Source organism: Shewanella sp. SW1, from assembly GCF_025653545.1.
Lineage (GTDB): Bacteria > Pseudomonadota > Gammaproteobacteria > Enterobacterales > Shewanellaceae > Shewanella > Shewanella oncorhynchi.
Genome location: NZ_JAKKSG010000035.1, coordinates 13,690 through 32,012, shown reverse-complemented (window position 1 = coordinate 32,012; position 18,323 = coordinate 13,690). Strand labels below are relative to the sequence as shown.

The window sequence follows — 18,323 nt, the reverse complement described above, 5'->3', positions numbered from 1 at the left end:
AGACCAGCTTTGAGCGCCTGAGATGACGGCACTAAGCACAAGAAAACAGATGTCAATGACATCATGTTCTTGATTTATATGGGAACGGCAATCAGCAATGTTATCGAGATGTTTGAGCATATATAGGTCAAAAGACAAAGAAAAAGTGACCTATTTGATCACATTGGCGGGATCAATCAAGCTATTTCTTATCTCATTGTTTTTAAGGGTTATGCATAAAAAGCGATCGAGTATGATCAGCCCCTGCTGAAGATGGGCGTTCTATCTATGGTTTAACTGTTAATTACGGGGCGCTAAAAGATCAACGTGTTGCAGGGGCTTCGGTCGAAAGTGAACCAAATCGTTCAGAGTCTATAAAATTTAATGAACGGCAAATGCGGATACAAGCAGCGGGTATGGAGCCATTTTTGCCTGAAACAGAATCTAAAATGGCGATGGTTATTCGTTTGAATCAGATGGCCGCAGGCTTTACTGGCATGAGTGTTGAAGCCGCAAATGCCTATATGGAATACATCAACAATGATGTTTATCCGCTTATTCCATCTCGAGGCTCAGAAGGTGCCAATGATTTGAGTATGGTGACTCATATAGGTTTATCCTTAATGTAGTGGGTGAGTGGGATGTGATGTACAAAGGAAAACGTCGTTCTTCAGCTGAAGTACGTAAAGAGTTAGGGTTAAAAAAATATCATCCGTTTGGAATGGATGGTATTTCAATTCTCTCAAATAGTAATGTTGCCGAAGCACAATCCATTACGGCGGTGAAGAAAGTTGAGCATCTACTCGAACTGTCATCTGTGATTATTGCTTCTAGTTTGGAAGCGCTAAATGGCAACGTTTCACCATTCCTGTGGCATACAGTAGATACAAAAGGATGGCCACAGGGACATGAAGCCGCTGAATCTATTTTATCTCATTTAAAAGGCTCATATCTTTGGAAGCTTGATGCGAAAAGAAATTTACAGGATCCATTAAGCTTCCGATCATCAGGTCAAATCTTAGCAGCAGCGAAAGAAGAATTACGCCAAGCAAAAGAGTTACTTAATACCGCAATCAACCATACGACAGATAATCCAATAGTGCATACAAATGCAAGAGATGATTTATGGTATAGCAATAGCGACTATGTTAATGGTTTACGGGTTGGTGGGAAAAATATTTTTGTTAACTCTGGGTCAAATTTTGACAATACCCAATTAGCTGTTCAGTTAGAATCGCTTAGTCGTGCACTTGCTCAAGTTATTCATATCTCTGCGTGGCGGACTACCCAATTAGATGATAGTCACCGTACTAAATTAACAACATATCTAATTTCTAAAGAGAATGTTGGTGGTGATGGTTTTGCTAATATTGCACAGTCAATGTCAGGTATTTATGCTGAAGCAATGTCATTGACAAATAGCGCTTCAATTTATGGTGTTCCAACATCTGTCGGTATTGAAGAAACCTTTAGTAATGTAAATTTAATAGCAAATCGTTTAGATAAAATTGCTGACATTGCCTATGAAATATACTCGTATGAGGTATTGCATACAACACAAGGTATGGATATTCGTACAAAAGAACATAGCCAAGTAATGGGGGGAGGGACGAGTAAGTTTCTTCATGAATATCGTAAATATGTTCCGTTTGTCTCTAAAGATCGAATATTTACACCGGATGTAAATAATGGAGTTAAATTTCTAAAATCTTATGATGTAAAGTGAATTTTTATTTCTTACTATTAATGCAGTGATTAATTGTGGTGCAAGATATATATATGTATATGTATATGTATATGTGTTTTGCACTCTATTCTACAATGTAACCGAAAGTTATTTATTAGTTCTACTTAATATCTAATACAAGCAATTAAATGCTTTAGGAGTGATAGATGAATGCTAAATTATTATGTAATTTAATATCTTCAATAATTGGATTGTCTGCGTTTGGAGTTAGTGCTGACGTTTCAGATGAAGGGCTTAAATTTGGCGGTTCGGTTAGAGCGAACTATGCTTATAGAGATTATGAACAAGCTTCAAAAGATAAAGGGGGGGATTTTTATTTTGATGTTGCAACTTTAACGTTAAATGGAAAAATAGGGGACTGGGGGGTATCTGCAGATTATAGACTGTCATCTGGTACTAATTACATTAAACATGGTTACGGTTTCTATGATGTAAATGATGAACTGCAAGTTCAAGTTGGTATTAATAAGGTTCCTTTTGGTAATCGAGAGTTAATATCAAATAGTTGGTGGTTTGGTTTACCCTATTACTTAGGTTTTGAAGATGACTCTGACGTAGGTTTTAAGCTTGTATATGAAAAACAAGGTTGGCATACAGATGTAGCATTTTATAAAAGTGCTGAATATGCCTCGGCAGAAAATAAGCGTTATGCAGCTGACTTATACAGCGGGACAATCAACGGAACTAAATATTCTAATGAGGAAACAAATCAATTAAATATAAGGCAGACATACACAATAGAAAATGCTTATGGTGAAACAACATTAGGTGGTTCAATTGAAGTTGGCCAAATTTACAACAATAGTACAAAAAATAATGGAGATCGCTATGCTGTAGCACTGCACCTAGACTCCACTTTTAATACCTGGAATATCCAATTGCAAGCTATGCAATATGAATATAGTGCGGCAGATTCATTTGATGATAATAAAATAGGTATTTCAGTTGTTAGTTGGCAGTATGAGATTGCATCAAAGGGACAGGTTTATAGTGCCAATATCGCTAAAAATTTCAAAACCAGTTTTGGAAGTATAAAGTGCTATAATGATTTTGGCCTTATGACACCTGATGTTAATGACGATAGTTATGATAATAGTATGCAAAACGTCACTGGGTGTGCTATCTCATCTGGTCCCACTTATACCATGATTGATTTCGTGTTAGGGAAAAATATGACATTTTCAACAGCCAATAATGATCATATAGGTTTACCTGAAGTGGGTGATGATTGGGATAAAAGAGTTAATATAAACTTTGGCTTCTATTTTTAGTTGTAGATCTAGCTCACCATAATTTTAAATTTGTTACTTTTGACACGTGTTGTGATATTTTTGTTGGCTGACAGTAATGTCTTGGGCTATATTTTAATTATTTAAAATCAAGGTTTTAATTTATGATTAGCTGTAGCACTATTCATGCTTTCTATTTTTCAGCAAAGTATTCTAGCTTTTCACGGGCTGCGGAGATATTAGAAACTACGCAGCCCAATGTCAGTGGGCAAATCATAAAGCTTGAAAAAGATCTTGATACAATCTTGTTTATTCGAAAGCAAGGCCGAGTTTCTTTGTCTAAAGAAGGTGAAAAACTATATTTAGTCGCTGAAAAAATCGTGACCAGTTATAAAGAGTTTGACAGTGTAGTTGAGTATTTTTTTGAGGAAGAACCCATAGTTGTTGTGACTCAGCCAAGACTTTATTTGAAGTATGTCGCACCTTATTTGACAAATGAGTTATTAGATAATAATTTATTTCACATAAAAACAGGTGAATTAACCGCTATAAAAAGTTGGTTGGATAAGGAAGAGGCAGATATAGTCATTACTGAAGGATTGTTTGATAGTCATTCTCGATATTGCAACGAAGGCGTGATTGATACATTGAAATTTAGCTGGGCAAAAAAATTAATAAACAGTTTGATTTACCCTGTCCAACTCTTGTTCATTCAAAGGCTTGGGATCATTGGCATGACTTGTCTACAGCCTTAAATCGAAATAAAGAATTCAAACGAAAATTAATTATAGATACACCTGATTTTGCAGAGCGTTTGATTGAATATGGGGTGGGTATTGGGCTATTGCCTAATGTGATGATTAGCAATAATGATAATCTAGAAGTATGCCATGGATCAACTCAAAATAATGTCTCTGGGCCAATATGCCTTTATTCAAAAAAGTATTCACAACACAAAAGTTTAAGGGTGTTGGTTAATATGTTTAAAAAAGTATCAAACGATAGTTTAGATATAAAATAATTGCAGTCTATTTTTCTTAAATCAGTCAGTCTTGTTAATGTGTTTAGATTATCTGATACTATACTCAATGCTGCTGTGGCATAAAGCTTATTACTTTATGCCACATATACAGTCAGAAACCGCCATATAATATCAATGCTTATTTTACGGCAGGCAAGTAACGGTAGAAATGACGCATTCGTTGGGTAGTTGGGTCGTCATAGTGTCACCTATGCTAAGTTGACTCGCTGATGTGATAACAGCGCCGTTTGCGTCGGTTGTAATACTGTAACCACGGCTTAGGGTTGCAAGCGGGCTGACGGTTTCGAGTTGATGGGCCGCGTATTTTATCCGCTGTTCACTTTGGCTAAGTTTGTCCTGCAATGCATCCTGTAAGCGGCTCGCAAGATAACTTAGGCGGTTACCCTCAATGGCGAGCTTATGCTTGGGAGATTGCTGTTCAAGGCGACTTGCGAGCAACTGCTGACGGCGGCTGAGTATGTGCAAGCGATTCGACAGCGCCGACTCCAGTCTTAATTGCATCTCATCGAATCTTTGCTCGAACTGCTGCAAAGTCCGTTTAGGGTCTTGGCGTTGCAGTCTGTGCTCTAGCAAACTAAGTCGTCTTTCTTGTTTAAGCTGATAATGTTTCGCGCTTTGTTGCAGGCGCGATAAGGCTGTGGCGAGTTTTTGCGCCTTATTATCACTGTCTTGTGATAATAGCTCCGCGCCTGCAGAGGGTGTTGGGGCGCGGATATCAGCAACATAATCACTGATAGTCGTATCAACTTCGTGGCCGACGGCGCTGACAATGGGTAGGGCGCTGTTATAAATCGTGTGGGCGAGGGCTTCGCTGTTAAAACACCACAAATCCTCAAGCGAACCGCCGCCGCGGGTGAGCAGTAATACATCGACTTCTAAACGTTGGTTGGCGATATTGATTGCCTGACAAATACTCTGCGCCGCGGTTTCGCCCTGAACTTGAGTCGGATAGATAATGACTTCAATCGAAGGATCGCGCCTTGCCAATACATGTAACACATCACGGATCGCCGCACCCGTAGGTGACGTAATAACGCCAATGCGTTGAATATTTTTGGGTAGCAATCTTTTGGTGTCGGCGGCGAATAATCCTTCGGCGGCGAGCTTCATCTTGAGTGCATCGAACTGCTGGGCGAGTAATCCATCCCCAGCGGGCAGCATGGACTCAATTAATAATTGATAGTCGCCTCTGGGTTCATAAACGCTGATCGCGCCTTTGACCAGCACTTGCTGACCATTGATGGGCTTAAAGCTGACCGTCTGGTTACGGCCTTTAAACATGGCGCAACGGATCTGCGAAGAGTGGTCTTTTAAAGTGAGATACCAATGCCCTGAGCTGGGGGAGGAAAAGTTGGATATTTCGCCATTGAGCCAGATTTTACCCAGTTGCCCCTCGAGAATTTGTCTGACTTCACCATTGAGCCGCGAGACAGTATAAATGTTGTTTTTGGTGCCTTGCATCGAATAACTCAATAAAATGGGGATATTTACTATTTTCCATTTACCAGTGGCGATATGCAAGGTATAATCCCGCCGCAATATTTCACCTCTAAATCCTACTCAACTGGGGAGATGTTGCATATGCTACGTTTAATTAAAGAAGCGCTTACTTTTGACGATGTGTTGCTTGTTCCTGCGCATTCGACTGTACTCCCAAATACCGCCATTCTAAAAACTCGCCTGACCAATACCATTGAATTGAATATCCCACTTGTGTCTGCCGCTATGGACACAGTTACCGAAGCTCGTCTTGCGATCGCGATGGCGCAGGAAGGCGGCTTAGGCTTTATTCATAAAAACATGAGCATTGAAAAACAAGCCGAAGAAGTTCGTAAAGTAAAAATTTACGAAGCGGGCGTGGTTCAACAACCTGTGACTGTGACCCCATCAACGACCTTAGCCGATCTGAAAGTGTTAACACTGAAGAATGGTTTTGCGGGTTATCCCGTGGTCAACGAAGCCAACGAGCTGGTCGGTATCATCACTGGCCGTGACGTACGTTTCGTGACAGATTGGAGCAAAACGGTAGAAGAAGTGATGACGCCTAAAGCGCGTTTAGTCACTGTTGCCGAAGGCACTAAATTAGATGAAGTGCAAAAATTGATGCACTCACACCGTATCGAAAAAGTGTTAGTGGTCGATGATAACTATAAATTGAAAGGCCTTATCACAGTTAAAGACTTCGAAAAAGCCGAACGTAAACCGAATGCTTGTAAAGATGAGTTAGGCCGTTTACGTGTTGGTGCCGCCGTAGGTGCGGGCGCTGGTAATGAAGAGCGTGTTGACGCTCTGGTTAAAGCCGGTGTTGACGTTTTACTTATCGATTCTTCCCACGGTCATTCCGAAGGCGTTTTACAACGCATTCGTGAAACTCGCGCTAAACATCCTGATTTGCAAATTATCGGTGGTAACGTTGCCACGGCAGAAGGTGCATTAGCCTTAGTCGAAGCGGGTGTTAACGCAGTTAAAGTGGGTATTGGCCCTGGTTCTATCTGTACGACTCGTATCGTGACAGGCGTGGGCGTACCACAAATTACTGCTGTATCCGATGCCGCTGCAGCCATGAAGAGCCTAGGTATTCCTGTGATTGCCGATGGCGGCATTCGTTTCTCTGGCGATTTAGCCAAAGCATTAGCCGCGGGTGCATCTTGCATTATGGCGGGCTCAATGTTTGCGGGAACTGAGGAAGCACCAGGTGAAACTGAGTTATATCAAGGCCGTGCGTATAAATCCTACCGTGGTATGGGTTCATTAGGCGCTATGTCTCAAGGTTCATCTGACCGCTATTTCCAATCGGACAATGCTGCAGACAAGTTAGTCCCCGAAGGTGTAGAAGCGCGTGTGCCTTATAAAGGTAAGTTGAAGGAAATCATCCATCAACATATGGGCGGCCTACGTTCTTGTATGGGATTAACGGGCTGCGCCACCATTCTAGAGCTGAATGAAAAAGCCCAATTTGTGAAAGTGACTTCAGCGGGCATGGGCGAATCCCATGTACATGATGTGACTATCACGAAAGAAGCGCCGAACTACCGTTCAGGTTCTTAATCGTTTGATAAGAAGGGCGGCGTAAGCCGCCTCTTTATAAAGCGTATGATCCAATACTTAAAGCTGGCAGTCGCTGCTTTGAGCAATGTTAAAACAATAGATGAGATAAAGGTTACCCATGAGCGATATTCATGAGCACAAGATACTGATCCTCGATTTTGGATCCCAGTACACTCAACTGATTGCCCGTCGTATCCGTGAAATCGGCGTTTACTGTGAATTATGGGCTTGGGATGTCACCGAAGCCCAAATCCGCGAATTTGCCCCGAACGGCATTATTCTTGCGGGCGGACCTGAAAGTGTCACGGCTGAAAACTCGCCGCGTGCGCCTGAATACGTCTTTACTGCAGGTGTGCCAGTACTGGGCATTTGTTACGGTATGCAGACTATGTCTGAGCAGCTGGGCGGTAAAGTGATCCAAGGTGTGGGCGAAGGTGAATTCGGCTACGCTCAAATTGAAATGCTGACAGATTCATTGCTATTCAAAGGCATCGAAGATGCGGTTAGCAGTGACGGCAAACCCTTACTCGACGTATGGATGAGCCACGGCGATAAAGTGTCGGCTATTCCTGAAGGGTTTGTGGCGGTCGCTAAAACGGACACTTGCCCATTTGCCGCTATGGCAAACGAAGAAAAGCAATTCTTCGGCGTACAGTTCCACCCAGAAGTGACCCACACTCGCCAAGGTATGCGCATGTTATCGCACTTTGCCTTAGACATTTGTGGCTGTGCAGCCAACTGGAAACCCTCCTCTATCATCGAAGATGCGATTGAGCGTTTGAAGAAGCAAATCGGTGATGATGAAGTGATTTTAGGATTATCGGGCGGTGTTGATTCTTCGGTTGTGGCTATGCTGCTACACCGCGCTATCGGCAAAAAACTGACCTGCGTATTCGTTGATAACGGTTTATTACGTTTGAATGAAGCCGAGCAAGTGATGGAAATGTTTGGCGATCATTTCGGTCTGAATATCATTCACGTTGATGCGGAAAACCGTTTCCTCGATGCGATGAAAGGTGAAGCCGATCCAGAAGCTAAGCGTAAGATCATCGGCCGCGTATTCGTGGAAATTTTCGATGAAGAATCGAAAAAATGCGCCAATGCCAAATGGTTAGCGCAAGGCACGATTTATCCAGACGTGATTGAATCTGCTGGTAGTGCCACAGGCAAAGCACATGTGATTAAATCTCACCATAACGTGGGCGGTTTGCCAGCCGATATGGCGCTTGGTTTAGTCGAGCCTCTGCGTGAACTGTTCAAAGATGAAGTGCGTAAAATTGGTCTTGAGTTAGGCCTGCCATACAACATGCTTTATCGTCACCCGTTCCCGGGACCAGGTCTTGGTGTGCGCGTATTAGGTGAAGTGAAGAAAGAATACTGTGATTTGCTGCGCCGCGCCGATGCCATCTTCATCGAAGAACTGCATAAAGCCGATTTATACAATAAAGTCAGTCAAGCCTTTACTGTGTTCTTACCAGTACGCTCTGTTGGCGTGATGGGCGATGGCCGTAAATATGACTGGGTTGTATCACTGCGCGCCGTGGAAACAATCGATTTTATGACGGCCCATTGGGCACATCTGCCCTATAATTTCTTAGGCCGCGTATCAAACCGCATCATTAACGAAGTCGATGGCATTTCCCGTGTGGTTTACGATATCTCTGGCAAGCCGCCAGCGACTATCGAATGGGAATAAGTTAATTATTTGAATTAACGATTAAAAGGCGCCGAGTGCGCCTTTTTTGTTGTTTGATGGATTAACTTGGGCTGAATGACTCTGCCGTGAAATATCTGTGCGTGACTGATATAATCCGGCATTATTTTTGGGCGAATCGATTGAGGGCATGAGTGGACCAAATGCAGCAAGATGAACAAATGCAGCAAGATGAGCAATGGATGCAAGTCGCGATGCTGATGGCCGAGAAAGCTGAAGCTGAGGGCGAAGTACCTGTGGGGGCGGTATTGGTCAAAGACGGTCTGCAAATTGCGACCGGTTACAATTTATCCATTAGCCAACACGATCCAAGCGCCCATGCGGAAATTTTATGTTTGCGGGAAGCGGGGCGTTTGGTTGAAAACTATCGCCTGTTAGACGCGACTTTATATGTCACGCTTGAACCTTGTGCTATGTGTGCCGGTGCCATGGTGCACAGCCGGATCGCGCGGGTGGTTTTTGGTGCTCGGGATGAAAAAACCGGTGCAGCGGGGACAGTAGTGAATTTACTGCAACATCCGGCATTTAATCATCAAGTTGAAGTGACATCGGGTGTATTGGCCGACGCCTGTAGCGCGCAATTGAGTCGTTTTTTTAAACGGCGTAGAGAGGAGAAAAAAGCCCTGAAACAGGCTCAAAAGGCGCAGCAAGCGATTGAGTAAACAGCGGTAAAAGCGACAGGATTAATCCTGAGACTGAATAAAAGTAAAGAACAGTTTCTGACGATTCAAAATACGACGATGGCGAACTTTAAGTAAAGTACGACGACGCGCGACAGTATTGCTGATGGTTTTTCTTCTCATATTGACCCCATTCATTGTTATTATCGATGCCCTGCAGAGATGTATTGCAGGTCATAACCCCAAGACAGTAGCAGTTGCACTTGAGTGCAGCAATAGCACTGGTCAGATAAGCTGAACTAAGCGATGTTTTTCATCGCAAATTTGAGTTAGGTTGGCAAACCTTAATTCGGTTCTCCTGTTGTTTGATATCGCACCTTGTTGAAGACATCTATGTACATCTTGAGTTTTTATGTTGGTGTTCTTGTTACGTAAAACTCTGTACTTGATATATAAGAAGTGAGTTGTTGGATTGTCGTTTGGCCCATGCACCTGAGCGCTAACGAGTTAAGCTATTTAGGTTGATCAGGGCTTAACGTTCCCGCAGGAAGTACGGGTTCTTCCGCAGTAAGATCGCTCGAGTCTTCATCGGGGTCAGGTTGTTTCGACTGATTATCCACCCAGACTAACGTGTCATAGTAGCGACGGATGCTGTCGACGTAATGAACGGCTTCACTGCCTCGGGCGTAACCATAACGTGTTTTTTGATAATATTTACGCTTTTGCAGTAGCGGTAGTACCTTTTTTAAATCTCGCCAAGCATTGGGATTTAACTCCATCGATTCCGCAAGCTTACGTGCATCTTCAATATGGGCATATCCTATGTTGTAAGAGGCCAGCGCAAACCACATGCGTTGACTCTCGGGGATCGATTCTGGCAGGCGATTGATCATATCGTTCAAATACGCCGCGCCGCCGCGAATACTTTCTTCGGCATCGAGTCGGTTGGTGATCCCAATCTCTTTTGCGGTTGGCTGAGTCAACATCATCATGCCACGCACTCCTGTGGCCGAGCGGGCATTAGGATTCCAATGTGACTCTTGATAGCTGGTTGCTGCCAGTTTACGCCAATCTAAATTGCCTGCATGGGTTTCAAATAATTGTCGATAACGCGGCAATACTGTCTCAATGGCACGGATAAATGCGCGAGTATCGATATAATCGAAGCGTTTTACATGACCAAAGTATTTCTCGTTGAGATGATCCAGCGTACCGGCAAGCTTCTCTTGGTGCCAAAAGGCCAGCAATTTACTCATAAGTTCATCACTGTGAGTGGGAGGTAACAGCCAGATCACATCGAGTTTTTCTTCTAGCACAGGGCCTGAGCGTAGGTCGGGCAGGTAGCGACGGTTGATCTGTACGCTGCTGGAGTCGGCGATAGTGTAGTCAATTTCTTTGTTGGCAATCATGGCCAACAACTCTTCACTGTCTTTGTCGGTAATTTGATCCCACACCAGCGTTGGATAATGCTTTTGCAACTGGGTCAAGGTCTCGACGAAGGAAGAGTCGGCGATAACGGTGATCTTGCCTTTTAAGTCGCTGATGTCTTTTGGGGTTGGCATGCCTTCGCGATACACCAACACTTGATTCACTCGGTATAGCGGTGGACCTAAGCGGAACTGTTCTCGCCTTGTGGGCGTTTCTGTCATGCCTGCAGCAATAATATCGATTTCATTCTTTTTGAGGGCTTCGTACAACTCGATGCGGTTTGTGTAGGGCACCATTTTTAAGGGCACATTTAAGTATTCGGCAAACAATACCGCCATATCGTAATCGAAACCGCTATCACCTTGGCCCGAGGTCATATAAATCTGTGGGCCGTAAAGTGTACCGACTCTTAGCTCAGTTAATTTTTTTGGCACGAATTCTGTTTCGTCCACGGTCACCTGCTGACAGGCAGTCAGTAGGAAACCTAAGATAAGAGCGAACAGAAATCGAGTCATTAAATGTACTTATAGTAAATAAAATCAATATTATAGATAGCGAGTTAACAGTGGGGCATTAGTGGTGAACTGGCTGACATTGGTGGGATTATATCCGTTTGTCTGCGATTTCGAAAAAAAATCATTCTGGGGGAAAGTGCAGCCGACACAATACTGGGCTTTTTATATCACAGGAAACACTGTTTTGCGTAAGGTCGCAGGTGATTTGTGACAGACATTTCCTTATAATAGCGCCACCTCTGACCCCTGCAATAATAAATAATAAGGTGAATAGACGTGATGGAGATCATCCGCGGAGCCCCTGCACTCTCGACGTTTAGGGTGCAAAAGCTGATGGAGGCCTGCGAAAACGCGGCGCTTCCGGTACGCCAAATCTATGCTGAGTATGTTCATTTAGCGGATTTGAGCGAGTTGCTCGACACAAATGAACGCCAGCAACTTGAAAAAATTCTCACCTATGGACCTGCGATAGAAGCTCATATCCCCCAAGGTTCACTCCTGTTTGTCACTCCTCGCCCCGGTACTATTTCTCCTTGGTCTTCAAAAGCCACTGACATCGCGCACAATTGTGGCCTTGGTAAAGTGAAGCGTTTGGAGCGAGGCGTTGCGTATTATGTCGAGTCAGATGCACTGACAGCGCCTCAGCAACAAGCCTTAAATGCGTTGTTGCACGATCGTATGGTTGAAATTATCCTCGATGATTTTGCTAAAGCCGATGTGTTGTTCAAACGCACTGAGCCTGCGCCGTTTAAGAGCGTCAATATTCTTGCCGAAGGTCGCCGCGCACTTGAAGTGGCTAACACTGAATTGGGGCTTGCTTTAGCCGAAGATGAAATCGATTATTTAGTCGAGAACTTCGTCCGTTTAGGTCGCAATCCTCATGACATCGAATTGATGATGTTTGCTCAGGCGAACTCTGAGCATTGTCGTCATAAGATTTTTAACGCAGATTGGACCATTGACGGTGAAGTTCAGCCTAAGTCACTGTTCAAGATGATCAAGAACACCTTTGAAACCACGCCTGATCACGTGTTATCTGCCTACAAAGATAACGCTGCTGTGATGGAAGGTTCGGTTGCGGGTCGTTTCTTCCCCGATCCTGATGGGGTATACAACTACCACACTGAACCAATGCACATCCTGATGAAAGTGGAAACCCACAACCATCCAACCGCCATCAGCCCATATCCTGGCGCTGCAACCGGTTCGGGTGGTGAAATCCGTGATGAAGGCGCGACAGGCCGTGGTTCTAAACCTAAAGCGGGTTTAACAGGCTTTAGTGTATCCAATTTAAAAATCCCGGGTTTTGTTCAACCATGGGAAGGTAACTATGGCAAGCCAGAGCGTATCGTCAGTGCGCTGGACATCATGACCGAAGGTCCTCTTGGCGGCGCGGCATTTAACAACGAGTTTGGTCGTCCGGCATTGGTCGGTTATTTCCGTACCTATGAGCAGGAAGTCAGCAGCCACAACGGTGTTGAAGTCCGTGGTTACCACAAGCCAATTATGCTAGCCGGTGGTTTAGGTAACATTCGTGAAGAACACGTACAAAAGGGCGAAATCACCGTTGGCGCTAAGCTGATTGTGCTCGGTGGGCCTGCGATGAACATTGGTTTGGGCGGCGGCGCCGCTTCGTCTATGGCATCGGGTCAATCGAGTGAAGACTTAGATTTTGCTTCTGTGCAACGTGAAAACCCAGAAATGGAGCGTCGTTGTCAGGAAGTGATTGACCGCTGTTGGCAGCTTGGCGATAAAAACCCTATCCAATTTATCCACGATGTGGGCGCGGGCGGTTTGTCGAACGCTTTCCCTGAGCTCGTGAATGACGGCGAGCGCGGTGGTTTATTTAATCTGCGTAATGTGCCTTCGGATGAGCCTGGCATGAGCCCGCTGGAAATCTGGTGTAACGAATCACAAGAACGTTATGTGATGTCAGTTGCCCCTGAAAACCTCGCGCTATTTACTGCCATCTGTGAGCGTGAGCGCGCACCGTTTGCGGTTGTGGGTGAAGCGACAGCGGAGAAACACCTGACGCTTAGCGATAGCCATTTCGATAATAATCCTATCGATTTACCGCTCGAAGTCTTATTAGGCAAAGCGCCTAAGATGAGCCGCGATGTGGTATCGGCAAAAGCCGTATCGCCAGCGCTCGAACAAAACAAGATTGATGTTAAAGAAGCGGTTAAACGCGTACTGAGCTTGCCTACAGTTGCGGATAAAACCTTCCTTATTACTATTGGCGACCGCACAGTTACGGGTTTAGTGAACCGTGACCAAATGGTGGGCCCATGGCAAGTGCCTGTGGCCGATTGCGCGGTCACAGCGGCAAGCTTTGATACCTACGCCGGTGAAGCTATGTCACTGGGTGAACGTACACCGCTAGCGCTACTAGACTTTGGCGCCTCTGCCCGTATGGCTGTGGCTGAGTCAATCATGAATATCGCTGGTGCTGATATCGGTTCATTTAAGCGTATTAAGCTTTCTGCCAACTGGATGTCTGCCGCGGGTCACCCTGGTGAAGATGCGGGTCTTTATGAAGCGGTGAAAGCCGTAGGTGAAGAACTGTGTCCAGAGCTGAGCCTGACCATTCCGGTCGGTAAAGACTCTATGTCGATGAAGACCGCATGGCAGCAAGATGGCGCGGATAAAACCGTGACGTCGCCTATGTCATTGGTGATTACCGCCTTTGGTGTGGTGCAAGATATTCGCAATACAGTGACGCCAGAGTTACGTACCGATAAAGGCGAAACGTCTTTACTGTTAGTGGATTTAGGTGCGGGCAAAAATCGTTTAGGCGGTTCTTGTTTAGCTCAAGTGTTTGGTGAGCTGGGTGATATAGCGCCGGATCTTGACGATGCTGCACTGCTGCGCGGTTTCTTCGAAACCATGCAAAATCTAGTCGCTAAAAAATCGGTTATCGCTTACCACGACCGTAGCGACGGTGGTTTATTCACTACCTTAGTGGAAATGGCTTTTGCCGGTAATACAGGTTTAGACATAGATGTAGAGGACTTGCAGGGCACTGATTTAGAACGACTCTTTAATGAGGAACTCGGCGCTGTGCTGCAAGTGAGCCGTGACAATGCTGCGAAAATTGCCGCTCAGTTCGCTATCGCTGGCGTGCCTTGCCATGTGATCGGAACTCTAGCCGACGATCAACGCATCACTATTAAAGATGGCACGCGTGAAATCTTCAGTGATACCCGTGTAGCGCTGCGTACTGTGTGGTCAGAAACCACGTATCGAATGCAAGCTCTGCGTGATAACCCAGCGTGCGCGCTTGAAGAGTTCAAACTTAAGCAAGACGAAACCGATTTAGGCTTAACCGTTAACTTAAGTTTTGATCCAAGCACTGATGTTGCCGCACCTTATATCCTTAAGGGCGCTGCGCCTAAGATGGCGATTTTGCGTGAGCAGGGCGTTAACTCCCACGTAGAAATGGCAGCAGCCTTTGACCGCGCAGGATTTGAAAGCCGCGACGTACACATGTCGGACATTTTATCTGGCCGTATCAGCCTAGATCAGTTCCAAGGCCTAGTGGCCTGTGGTGGCTTCTCCTACGGTGACGTATTAGGCGCAGGTGAAGGTTGGGCTAAGTCGATTCTGTTTAATGAGCGCGCTCGTGATGAGTTTTCACGTTTCTTTGAACGTGACTCAAGCTTTGCCCTTGGCGTGTGTAACGGTTGTCAAATGCTGTCGAACCTGAAAGAAATTATCCCAGGTAGCGAGCACTGGCCACGTTTTGTGCGTAACCGCTCGGAGCGTTTCGAAGCGCGTTTCAGCTTAGTTGAAGTGCAACAGAGCCCGTCGTTATTCTTCCAAGGTATGGCCGGTTCACGTATGCCCATTGCTGTATCTCACGGTGAAGGTTTGGCTGAGTTTGCTAGCCCTGAAGCGCTGGCGATTGCCGAAGCGTCAGGCACGATTGCGCTGCGTTTTGTCAATGGTAAAGGTGATATCGCGACTCAGTATCCACAAAACCCGAACGGCTCGCCAAATGGCTTGACTGGGATTTGTACCACAGATGGCCGCGTAACCTTGATGATGCCGCACCCAGAACGTGTGTTCAGAACTGTGGCGAACTCTTGGCATCCAGATGCTTGGGGTGAAGATAGCCCTTGGATGCGTATGTTCCGTAATGCACGAGTGACCTTAGGTTAAGCGTTTAAAGTCAACGGCTTTTGCCTTTGTTGAGGGGCAAAAGCAGGTTAATGAAAGCGTAAAAAAGGAGCGATAATTTCGCTCCTTTTTTTATATATAAAATGCATTTTATGGAAGTGATTGTATTTCAAATTATTAACGCTTATTGCAAATAATCTAATGGACTAAAGTGGCAAAATAGCCACTTTAATCGGTAAATACCTATTAATAGGTGTGTTGCGCATTTGATACGGGGCGTGGTGTTTTATGGGGTTCTGGAGTTGTTGGGGGATGCTAGGGTCTTAATATAGAAAAAGCCCCCAATCTCAGGGAGATGGGGGCCCGTTTTGCGCTAACAAAACTTCACATAAATGCAATTAATTTCACGAGTAATTCTGGGGATTATTTCAGCTCATTAGCTGTATAAAGTTCAACAAAAACACGCTTGTAGCTGTTAACCAGACGTTCAAATAATTTAGTCATATCGATATCTCCACACCAAAAGTTAGTACCTATGTGCGCGAAGTTGGTCTTGGCTGGGCTACGACACCAGTTCTACCAAATTGTCTCCTTAACACAGGACATATATTAAACAACTGAGGTTAGCTTCTCAAACGAGAAAAAATACAAATATTCATTATTAAAACTAATGCATTTTAGCCTGTTCGATTGTGATTTTTTATATTTATATGTATTTATATTTGATTTTAAAGGTTTTAAATTATGGCTCACTTAAATTTGTGACAATATTTTTTAGTTAATTTGTTGCAACATTATTTATTTGTTGGTTTTTTGATGATTAGAACTGATTTTTACTGCCTAGTTGGTAAAAGTATGACTTTATATCAATTAATAGCTGCTCACTACTCTTGTTTTTCTCGATTGTCAATCCTCTCTGGTGGGGAAGTGTGTGCCTCACCGCAAAACCCACCTAAACCCCTGAGTTTGATTGATTTGCATCAAAGCGAGGTGGTATAAAATAGCCACAAATGAAAATGAATAAATATCTTAACTATCTGATATTTATATCGATGAAATCATTTGATTGATTGAGTGGTAGGGTGTTGGTCTCAGTTACTTGCGATAGTGTGACTAGCGTCTCAATATGCAACAGATATTGGTACTTTTTAGCCCTTGCTGCTTCGAACTAATGCAAAAGATTAAATTTAACGGTTTATACTGTTGTCGCAGATATAAACACAAAATGAAAACTCACTATCCTACAAAGGCACTTGCTGTGATTGACGCGGGTTTTGTCATAGCAATTGGACGCACCAAGTAAGGAGTCACCGATGATTGTTGAAGAGGTTGTTGAGCTATCGCGGTTGCAGTTTGCGCTGACAGCCATGTATCACTTCCTATTTGTTCCCTTGACGTTGGGGTTGGCATTTTTGCTGGCTATCATGGAATCACTGTATGTGATGACAGATAAACAAATTTATAAAGATATGACTAAGTTCTGGGGTAAGTTATTTGGTATTAACTTTGCCTTGGGGGTTACCACAGGTTTGGCAATGGAATTCCAGTTTGGTACTAACTGGTCTTACTATTCGCATTACGTAGGGGACATCTTTGGTGCGCCTCTGGCTATTGAAGGTTTAATGGCCTTCTTCCTTGAATCTACCTTCGTGGGTATGTTCTTCTTCGGTTGGGATCGTTTCACTAAGCGTCAGCATTTAGTCGTGACTTGGTTAGTGGCCTTTGGTTCTAACATGTCGGCATTGTGGATTTTAGTGGCAAACGGTTGGATGCAAAACCCTGTGGGTTCAGTGTTCAACTACGAAACCATGCGTATGGAAATGACCAGCTTCGCTGAGGTTGTGTTTAACCCTGTCGCGCAGGTGAAGTTTGTTCACACCGTCGCTTCGGGTTATGTGGCGGGTGCCATGTTTGTACTGGCGATCAGTGCTTATTACATCCTCAAGAAACGTGACTTACCTTTTGCCCGTCGCTCATTCGCGATTGCAGCTAGCTTTGGTATGGCGGCGATTCTGTCGGTTATCGTGTTAGGTGACGAATCTGGCTATAAAGTGGGTGAAGCACAGCGCGTTAAGTTAGCAGCGATTGAAGCTGAGTGGCATACAGAGCCTGCTCCAGCGGCCTTTACTGCTGTCGGTTTTCCGAATCAAGAAACCATGAAAACAGATTTTGCAGTCAAAATTCCTTATGCGATGGGTATAGTGGCAACACGCTCGTTAGATGAAGAAGTGACTGGTATTCATGACTTGATTGCTGAGCATGAAGTGCGTATCCGTAACGGTATGAAAGCCTATGCCATGCTAGTGAAACTGCGTGCGGGTGAAGAAACGCCTGAACTACGTGCTGCTTTTGAAGAAGCGAAAGTCGACTTAGGCTACGGTTTCTTACTGAAACGCTACACAGACAAAGTGGTCGATGCGACTGAAGAGCAAATTAAAGCAGCAGCTAAAGATTCTATCCCGAACGTAGCACCGATTTTCTGGAGCTTCCGTGTGATGGTAGGTCTAGGCTTTATCATGTTGTTCGTATTTGCTGCGGCATTCTGGCAAAGCACACGTCATCAAATCGCCGAGAAAAAATGGGTACTTAAAGCTGCACTTTATAGCTTGCCATTGCCTTGGATCGCGATTGAGTGTGGTTGGTTTGTGGCTGAGTATGGTCGTCAACCTTGGACGATTTCTGAGGTACTACCGACCTTTATGTCTGCGTCAAGCTTAACGACTGGCGACTTATGGTTCAGTATCCTTTCTATCACCTTGTTCTACACTGTACTGCTGGTGATTGAGATGTTCTTGATGTTTAAGTTTGCCCGCATTGGTCCGAGCAGTTTGAAAACTGGTCGTTATCATTTCGAGAACCTAGAAGCCTAAGCAGAGGATTTC

At 44.4% G+C, this 18,323-nt stretch carries 13 protein-coding genes; 10 read left to right on the top strand and 3 right to left on the bottom strand.

Annotation, left to right across the window (positions count from 1 at the left end; genetic code table 11):
* The coding region (locus L5M71_RS22180) for a transposase family protein (protein WP_263205711.1) at window positions 1–120 on the bottom strand (120 nt) is incomplete at its 3' end.
* Between the two features lie 143 nt (window positions 121–263).
* Here L5M71_RS22180 and L5M71_RS22175 point away from each other — a divergent pair.
* The 5 genes from L5M71_RS22175 to L5M71_RS22155 all read left to right on the top strand — a co-directional run bounded on the left by L5M71_RS22175 (window position 264) and on the right by L5M71_RS22155 (window position 3,976).
* On the top strand, window positions 264–608 hold the full coding sequence (locus tag L5M71_RS22175; RefSeq protein WP_263209821.1) for an aromatic amino acid ammonia-lyase: 345 nt from the start codon (window positions 264–266) through the stop codon (window positions 606–608).
* Between the two features lie 17 nt (window positions 609–625).
* Window positions 626–1,705: an aromatic amino acid lyase gene (locus L5M71_RS22170; RefSeq protein WP_263209817.1), complete on the top strand. Its 1,080-nt coding sequence runs from the start codon at window positions 626–628 to the stop codon at window positions 1,703–1,705.
* Window positions 1,706–1,872: 167 nt separating this feature from the next.
* Window positions 1,873–2,997, top strand: coding sequence for a hypothetical protein (locus L5M71_RS22165; RefSeq protein ID WP_263209815.1), 1,125 nt, complete (start codon window positions 1,873–1,875; stop codon window positions 2,995–2,997).
* Window positions 2,998–3,119: 122 nt separating this feature from the next.
* Window positions 3,120–3,710 carry a LysR family transcriptional regulator gene (locus tag L5M71_RS22160; RefSeq protein ID WP_263209813.1) on the top strand — a complete coding sequence of 197 codons (591 nt, stop codon included), beginning with the start codon at window positions 3,120–3,122 and terminating at the stop codon, window positions 3,708–3,710.
* Entirely contained in the window at window positions 3,695–3,976 is a 282-nt protein-coding gene (locus L5M71_RS22155) for a hypothetical protein (protein ID WP_263209811.1), read from the top strand. Before L5M71_RS22160 ends, L5M71_RS22155 begins: the two co-directional genes overlap by 16 nt.
* 144 nt (window positions 3,977–4,120) lie before the next feature.
* Here the strand turns inward: L5M71_RS22155 and xseA are convergent, their stop codons facing one another.
* Window positions 4,121–5,458 carry an exodeoxyribonuclease VII large subunit gene (gene xseA, locus L5M71_RS22150; RefSeq protein ID WP_263209809.1) on the bottom strand — a complete coding sequence of 446 codons (1,338 nt, stop codon included), beginning with the start codon at window positions 5,456–5,458 and terminating at the stop codon, window positions 4,121–4,123.
* A gap of 120 nt (window positions 5,459–5,578) precedes the next feature.
* On the opposite strand from xseA, the gene guaB reads away from it, so the two are divergent.
* From guaB to tadA, 3 genes are all read left to right on the top strand, one after another.
* Window positions 5,579–7,045: an IMP dehydrogenase gene (gene guaB, locus L5M71_RS22145; protein WP_006085677.1), complete on the top strand. Its 1,467-nt coding sequence runs from the start codon at window positions 5,579–5,581 to the stop codon at window positions 7,043–7,045.
* Between the two features lie 118 nt (window positions 7,046–7,163).
* Window positions 7,164–8,741, top strand: coding sequence for a glutamine-hydrolyzing GMP synthase (gene guaA / locus L5M71_RS22140; protein ID WP_263209807.1), 1,578 nt, complete (start codon window positions 7,164–7,166; stop codon window positions 8,739–8,741).
* Window positions 8,742–8,902: 161 nt separating this feature from the next.
* Window positions 8,903–9,421: a tRNA adenosine(34) deaminase TadA gene (tadA, locus tag L5M71_RS22135; RefSeq protein WP_263209805.1), complete on the top strand. Its 519-nt coding sequence runs from the start codon at window positions 8,903–8,905 to the stop codon at window positions 9,419–9,421.
* Window positions 9,422–9,891: 470 nt separating this feature from the next.
* Here tadA and mltF read toward each other — a convergent pair whose 3' ends face one another.
* On the bottom strand, window positions 9,892–11,322 hold the full coding sequence (mltF, locus tag L5M71_RS22130; RefSeq protein WP_131523679.1) for a membrane-bound lytic murein transglycosylase MltF: 1,431 nt from the start codon (window positions 11,320–11,322) through the stop codon (window positions 9,892–9,894).
* 279 nt (window positions 11,323–11,601) lie between these two features.
* Here mltF and purL point away from each other — a divergent pair, with 279 nt between their 5' ends.
* On the top strand, window positions 11,602–15,483 hold the full coding sequence (gene purL, locus L5M71_RS22125; protein ID WP_263209819.1) for a phosphoribosylformylglycinamidine synthase: 3,882 nt from the start codon (window positions 11,602–11,604) through the stop codon (window positions 15,481–15,483).
* A 1,271-nt stretch (window positions 15,484–16,754) separates the two neighbouring features.
* Complete coding sequence (locus L5M71_RS22120; protein WP_028761244.1) at window positions 16,755–18,311, top strand: cytochrome ubiquinol oxidase subunit I; 1,557 nt, start codon at window positions 16,755–16,757, stop codon at window positions 18,309–18,311.
* Window positions 18,312–18,323: the final 12 nt, after the last annotated feature.

Bases quoted from the DNA above. Each gene is read 5' to 3' on its own strand.
- L5M71_RS22170 (WP_263209817.1), top strand. From the start codon at position 626: ATGTACAAAGGAAAACGTCGTTCTTCAGCTGAAGTACGTAAAGAGTTA.
- L5M71_RS22165 (WP_263209815.1), top strand. From the start codon at position 1,873: ATGAATGCTAAATTATTATGTAATTTAATATCTTCAATAATTGGATTG.
- L5M71_RS22160 (WP_263209813.1), top strand. From the start codon at position 3,120: ATGATTAGCTGTAGCACTATTCATGCTTTCTATTTTTCAGCAAAGTAT.
- xseA (WP_263209809.1), bottom strand. From the start codon at position 5,458: ATGCAAGGCACCAAAAACAACATTTATACTGTCTCGCGGCTCAATGGT.
- guaB (WP_006085677.1), top strand. From the start codon at position 5,579: ATGCTACGTTTAATTAAAGAAGCGCTTACTTTTGACGATGTGTTGCTT.
- guaA (WP_263209807.1), top strand. From the start codon at position 7,164: ATGAGCGATATTCATGAGCACAAGATACTGATCCTCGATTTTGGATCC.
- tadA (WP_263209805.1), top strand. From the start codon at position 8,903: ATGCAGCAAGATGAACAAATGCAGCAAGATGAGCAATGGATGCAAGTC.
- mltF (WP_131523679.1), bottom strand. From the start codon at position 11,322: ATGACTCGATTTCTGTTCGCTCTTATCTTAGGTTTCCTACTGACTGCC.
- purL (WP_263209819.1), top strand. From the start codon at position 11,602: ATGGAGATCATCCGCGGAGCCCCTGCACTCTCGACGTTTAGGGTGCAA.
- L5M71_RS22120 (WP_028761244.1), top strand. From the start codon at position 16,755: ATGATTGTTGAAGAGGTTGTTGAGCTATCGCGGTTGCAGTTTGCGCTG.